The sequence below is a fragment of the Corynebacterium sp. 13CS0277 genome (assembly GCF_002994655.1).
Taxonomy (GTDB): Bacteria; Actinomycetota; Actinomycetes; order Mycobacteriales; family Mycobacteriaceae; genus Corynebacterium.
Genome location: NZ_PPDL01000020.1, coordinates 59,811 through 65,810, shown reverse-complemented (window position 1 = coordinate 65,810; position 6,000 = coordinate 59,811). Strand labels below are relative to the sequence as shown.

4 protein-coding genes are annotated in these 6,000 nt (G+C 63.3%); 3 read left to right on the top strand and 1 reads right to left on the bottom strand.

The annotated features are described in order from the left end of the window. The first annotated feature begins 784 nt into the window (after positions 1 to 784). The 3 genes from nrdH to nrdE all read left to right on the top strand — a co-directional run bounded on the left by nrdH (position 785) and on the right by nrdE (position 4,608). Positions 785 to 1,021, top strand: coding sequence for a glutaredoxin-like protein NrdH (gene nrdH / locus C1Y63_RS09475; protein WP_106016206.1), 237 nt, complete (start codon positions 785 to 787; stop codon positions 1,019 to 1,021). A gap of 400 nt (positions 1,022 to 1,421) precedes the next feature. After that, on the top strand, positions 1,422 to 1,850 hold the full coding sequence (gene nrdI, locus C1Y63_RS09470) for a class Ib ribonucleoside-diphosphate reductase assembly flavoprotein NrdI (protein ID WP_106016205.1): 429 nt from the start codon (positions 1,422 to 1,424) through the stop codon (positions 1,848 to 1,850). 601 nt (positions 1,851 to 2,451) lie between these two features. Beyond that, positions 2,452 to 4,608, top strand: coding sequence for a class 1b ribonucleoside-diphosphate reductase subunit alpha (gene nrdE, locus C1Y63_RS09465; protein WP_106016204.1), 2,157 nt, complete (start codon positions 2,452 to 2,454; stop codon positions 4,606 to 4,608). A 69-nt stretch (positions 4,609 to 4,677) separates the two neighbouring features. Here nrdE and C1Y63_RS09460 read toward each other — a convergent pair whose 3' ends face one another. Beyond that, positions 4,678 to 5,385 (bottom strand): FadR/GntR family transcriptional regulator, encoded by a 708-nt coding sequence (locus C1Y63_RS09460; protein WP_106016203.1) that lies wholly within the window; start codon positions 5,383 to 5,385, stop codon positions 4,678 to 4,680. Positions 5,386 to 6,000 lie beyond the last annotated feature (615 nt).

The window sequence follows — 6,000 nt, the reverse complement described above, 5'->3', positions numbered from 1 at the left end:
ACTCCGGCTGAAGTCCTTGCCAAGTTGCTAGAGTCTGATTAAACCCACGTGTTGCGACCATCACTTGAATCCGCCCAAAAAACTGTGCGGGGTCGGTGGGGTGGTGGCGTGCCCGCGTCCGGGGCCCTCTCGCGCCGTGGCGGCGTCTCTCGCACCCTGGCGGGGTCCGTGGGGTCCTGCGTGCCCGCAGGGGGCGTTCAGAGGGTGCGCTGCGGCGTCTGTGGGGCGCGGCGACCGACACCCGCCGGCACGCATGCATGGCGCCGCATGCGCCGTGTGTGGGCGCCGTCAGAGCACTGTCGCAGAGCCTCCTGGGAGGATGCGGAAAAGCTGCAGGCAGCGGCGATGCTGAGCGTCCTTTGGCGGGTCAAGCGCCGGGAGAGGGCTTGTTCACAGCCTGATTGTGAACTATGCCACGCTCCCAGGTGGGTCCGGGAGGGCGAACAGGAGAAACGGCGTGACTGGCAGATCGCCCTCCGATTCGGCCGTCGGTGGGCGCAGTCGTGCAGTCGCTAGATGTAGTGTTGCCCTCGGGGGTCGTCCTGGGAATATCCTCGATGTAACTACTATATGTGGTGCTTGTTGCGTTATTTACCCACTACGTATAGTGTCTATCCCGTCGCCAGGGGGCAGCAAAGATTGACCGCAACATCCCGACTTCATTGGTCGTGGATGGTCCATCTTCGCATCCTTATGGCGGTTGCATCGTCGCAGACTCCACGCATACTCGCCGGAGTCGGCGCGACCCTGTTCTTACCCCACGCACTCGTCAGAAGGAACCGCCATGGCCATCACTGTTTACTCCAAGCCCGCTTGCGTTCAGTGCACCCAGACCAAGAAGCTTCTGGACCGTAGCGGCCTGGAGTACGAGGTGATCGACATCAGCATCGACACCGAGGCTCGCGAGTACGTCATGGCTCTCGGGTACCTGCAGGCGCCGGTCGTGGTCGTCGACAACGAGCACTGGTCCGGCTTCCGCCCCGAGCGGATCCGCGGCCTGGCTGCCGCCGCCGTGGCCTAACAGGACGGTGCGTTGACCGCGCGCGCGGCGTGTGGTCTTTTCCGCCCAGATTTCTCTATCCCCATTTCTTGCGTGAGAAACGCAATGGAAATGGGGTGGAAAATGGGCGGTTTTTGCATATCTAGACCCGAAAACTGAAGAAAAACTAAAAGTCGATACTGGTCGATGATTGTCGCCGCTTCAAGTGTTGGGTGCGCTCCTCGTGGCTGCTGGTGCGTCGTATTGTCGCAGGTAGTCGCCGCGCGGGCGGTTCCCGACTGTTGGGCAGATCGCCTGTGATGTTTTTCCTATGCGCCGCGCGAAGAAAAGGGCGTAGGGTCGTGGTGTAATTCCAACGATGTCACGCCGGTCGTTCTCCGGCGGGCATCATCCTCCGCATTGTCGTCAGTGAAGGAACGATATGCTCGTCGTCTACTATTCGAGCGCCACTGGAAACACCCACCGCTTCGTGGAGAAGCTGGGGCTGCCGGCGAAGCGCATCCCCATGCGCCGGACCGAGCCCGAGCTCGTCGTCGATGAGCCCTACGTGCTGATCTGCCCGACCTACGGCGGCGGCGCATCGATCCTCGGCGGCAATTCCCGCCCGGTGCCCCCGCAAGTCATCCGCTTCCTTAACAACGAGCACAACCGCAGCCTCATCCGCGCGGTCGTGGCGTCTGGGAACTCGAACTTCGGCACGGACTTCGGCAAAGCGGGCGACATGATCGCTGCGAAGTGTCACGTGCCCTACGTGTACCGCTTCGAGCTCCTCGGCACCGACGAGGACGTGCGTGTCGTCCGCGAGGGGATCCTCGCGAACGCTGACGCGCTGGGGCTGCGCGCCGCCTAGTGCGGCGGGTACACCCGGGCTCCTGGGTGTTATGCGCCGCCGCCCGATTTTCGGGATACTGGTGGCTGCGCCCCGCCCGCCCCTCGAGGGTGCGGGCACAGTGGGTGTGACCTGCGGGGAATGATCCCGCGACCGTCCGCCTTGCACACAGTAGACGCCGCAGCCGTCTGCTGGTGTCCTGCTTTCTCTTCTTTCCCACGTTCTTGCTTCCCCGGGGCACCCACACGCGGTGGCCCCGGGGGAGACATGCACCCGTTCGAGGCACGTCGAATCCATGCGCCTGAGCCGGATGCTTCCCACCACCTTCCCCCGTTCGCGGTCGGGGAGGGGCAGGGGAGGGTTCTCCGGCGCGTGGTTTGGCTTGCACGCCGAAGAAAAAACCTGGGGCCCACCGGCCCTGCCCTCGGGATGCACTCCGTGCGCGACGTGATCGCGCGGCGGGTGTTCTCATTGTTCCCGGGGGATGCCAACCGCCTACCCACTGCCCGCGGGGCGCGACGAGTGCGCGGCCCGTGCGCGGGCGGCGTTCACCCATCCACGGCTCCCTGTGGTGGTGGGTGCCGCGCGCGAAACTTTGATTGATATAAGGGACATCCACACTGTGACTGACTTGGGCAAGACCGTAGCTGAGCCGGTGAACGCAGCTGAGCAGCTGGACTACCACGCGCTCAACGCGCTGCTGAACCTGTACGACGACAACGGCCAGATCCAGTTCGATAAGGACCGGGAAGCTGCGAACCAGTTCTTCCTCCAGCACGTGAACCAGAACACCGTGTTCTTCCACGACCTGGAGGAGAAGTTCGACTACCTGATCTCGAACAACTACTACGAGAAAGAGGTCGTCGAGGCCTACGAGTTCGAGTTCATCAAGTCGCTGTTCAAGAAGGCGTATGCGAAGAAGTTCCGCTTCCCGACCTTCCTGGGCGCGTACAAGTACTACACGTCCTACACCCTGAAGACCTTCGACGGGCGTCGCTACCTGGAGCGCTACGAGGACCGTGTGTGCATGGTGGCGTTGACGCTGGCGGCGGGCGATACGCAGTTGGCGGAGGATCTCGTCGAGGAGATCATGTCGGGCCGGTTCCAGCCGGCGACGCCGACGTTCCTCAACTCCGGTAAGGCGCAGCGCGGCGAGCCGGTGAGCTGCTTCCTGCTGCGTATCGAGGACAACATGGAGTCCATCGGCCGGGCCATTAACTCTGCCCTGCAGCTGTCGAAGCGGGGCGGTGGCGTGGCGCTGCTGCTGAGCAACCTGCGCGAGTCGGGCGCGCCGATCAAGAAGATCGAGAACCAGTCCTCGGGTGTCATCCCGGTGATGAAGCTGCTGGAGGACTCCTTCTCCTACGCCAACCAGCTGGGTGCCCGGCAGGGCGCGGGCGCGGTGTACCTGCACGCCCACCACCCGGACATCATGAAGTTCCTCGACACCAAGCGCGAGAACGCCGACGAGAAGATCCGCATCAAGACCCTCTCCCTCGGCGTGGTGATCCCGGACATCACCTTCGAGCTGGCGAAGCGCAACGACGACATGTACTTGTTCTCCCCGTACGACGTGGAGCGCATCTACGGCAAGCCTTTCGCCGATGTGCCGATCTCTGAGCACTACGACGAGATGGTGGAGGATCCCCGCATCCGGAAGCAGAAGATCAACGCGCGCGCGTTCTTCCAGACGCTGGCGGAGATTCAGTTCGAGTCGGGCTATCCGTACATCATGTTCGAGGACACCGTGAACAAGATGAACCCCATCGAGGGGCGGATTACGCACTCGAACCTGTGCTCCGAGATCCTGCAGGTCTCGACCCCGTCGACGTATCACGCGGACTTGTCCTACGACCACATCGGTGAGGACATTTCCTGCAACCTGGGTTCGCTCAACATTGCGACCGCCTTCGATTCCCCGGACTTCTCCCACACCATCGCGACCGCGATTCGTGGCCTGACGGCTGTCAGTGAGCAGACGTCCATCGATTCGGTGCCGTCGATCCGCAAGGGTAACGACGCCGCGCACGCGATTGGTTTGGGCCAGATGAACCTCCACGGTTTCTTCGGCCGCGAGGGCATCATCTACGGCTCGGAAGAGGGCCTGGACTTCACCAACGCCTACTTCGCTGCGGTCATGTACGAGTGCATCAAGGCGTCCATGGAGATCGCGAAGGAGCGCGGCCACCGCTTCGACGGGTTTGAGACCTCCACGTATGCGAGCGGCGAGTTCTTCGACAACTATGATCCGGCGGATTTCCAGCCGCGCACCCCGCGCATTGCGGAGCTGCTGCAGCGTTCCACCATCCACATTCCGACGGCGGAGGAGTGGGCGCAGCTGAAGCAGGATGTGGCGACCTACGGCATGTTCAACCGCAACCTGCAGGCGGTGCCGCCGACGGGGTCGATCTCCTACATCAACAACTCGACCTCTTCGATTCACCCGATCGCCTCCCGGATTGAGATCCGGAAGGAAGGCAAGATTGGTCGCGTCTACTACCCGGCGCCGTACATGACCAACGACAACCTGGAGTTCTACCAGGACGCCTACGAGATCGGCTACGAGGCCATCATCGACACCTATGCGGAGGCGACGAAGTACGTCGACCAGGGGCTGTCGCTGACGCTGTTCTTCAAGGACACTGCCACCACCCGCGATATCAACCGCGCCCAGATTTACGCGTGGCGGAAGGGTATTAAGACGATTTACTACATCCGTCTGCGCCAGACTGCCCTCGAGGGCACTGAGGTGCAGGGCTGTGTGAGCTGCATGCTCTAAGCACACACATGGATGCGAACACCCCCACGGACGAAAGCTTGTCCGTGGGGGTGTTCGCGTGCTGGGTGCTTAGGCCTCGTCGAGGGAGGCTTTCACCTCGTCGAGCAGCATCCGGGAGCAACGTTCCGCGCTGTCGCCGTCGCCGCGGGCGATGGCGTGGGCCAGGGCGTCGTGCCCGGCGAGGACGGTCTCCGAGGGGCCGGTGGGGGCGATGCCAAGTTCGGTGCGGCCCACAATGACTGTGGTGATCGTCGGCGCGAGCGCGGCGAACATTTCGTTGCCGCAGCTGGTGAGGATGAGGGAGTGGAACTCCACATCGGCCTTCATGAAATCCACGCCGCCGCCGCGGCCCGAGTCGGCCAGGTGGTGCATGCGCTCCGCGAGTTTGAGCAAGGCTTCCGCCTGCTCCCGGGTGGCGCTCAGTGCCATCTCGCGGGCGGCTTGGGGTTCCACGGCCAGCCGCAGGCTCGTCAGACTTTTCAGCTGGCGGTCCCGTTCGCCGGGGGTGCGCAGCCGCCACTCGATGATCGCCTGGTCGAAGACCGACCAGTGGCTGCGGGGGAGGACTTTGAGCCCGATGCGGCGGGAGGAGCGCACGAGGTTGAGCTGCTCGAGGGCGCGCATGACCTCGCGGGCCACGGTGCGGGAGATGTCGAAGCGTTCGCAGATCGTCGCGAGGGTGAACGTAGCCCCCGCCGGCAGGACCCCGGAGACAATCTCCGTGCCCAGTTGGTTGAGCGCGTAGTCGAGCTTCGTTGCTTGGTGAATGACGGCCATGGCTACCTCCCTTCAGGTGCGACTGTCGCCCGCAGGTGGTGCGGGGTGAAACGGGTACGGGCGCATCGTGAGCAGCTCACGGGGAGCGTGTGCACAGCGCAGACGTTCGTGAAAAAGAAAACGAATGTATGCGTTCTGCGCTTATGGTAATACGGCGTCCCGGTTCAGGTGGTCGAATAATGGAAAAATTTTTGTGCGATGCCCCCTAGTCGGGGCGGTCAGTGGCCTGGCTCGCGGGGCTAGCGACAGTGTGATGGTTGTCGGCTCGTCGGGGTGCGGTGGTGGGGCTGTCTCGGCGCAGTGTCCTTCGCGCGGGTGGGATGCTGCGGCGTGGGGCGATCGGGTGGATCGCGCTGGGGTCGTTGCTGTCCGGGGTGTCGGTGGAACGCCGCCTGCACGCTATCCCTCGTTATTCTCATATAATACCTTGCTTATATATTTTCCGCTCATTGGGAGAGGCTCCCACAAGCGAGAAGGCGCCCGCGGTGCCGCCCTGACCACCCTCAATGCGCCCACATGTGACCCCTGCCGTAGCGTGTCGCGCGACCGGTATTCTGCCGTGGCGTTGCATCGCCGTGGGGGACTGTCACCGCGGGTAAGGGCGGAACGCCGGGG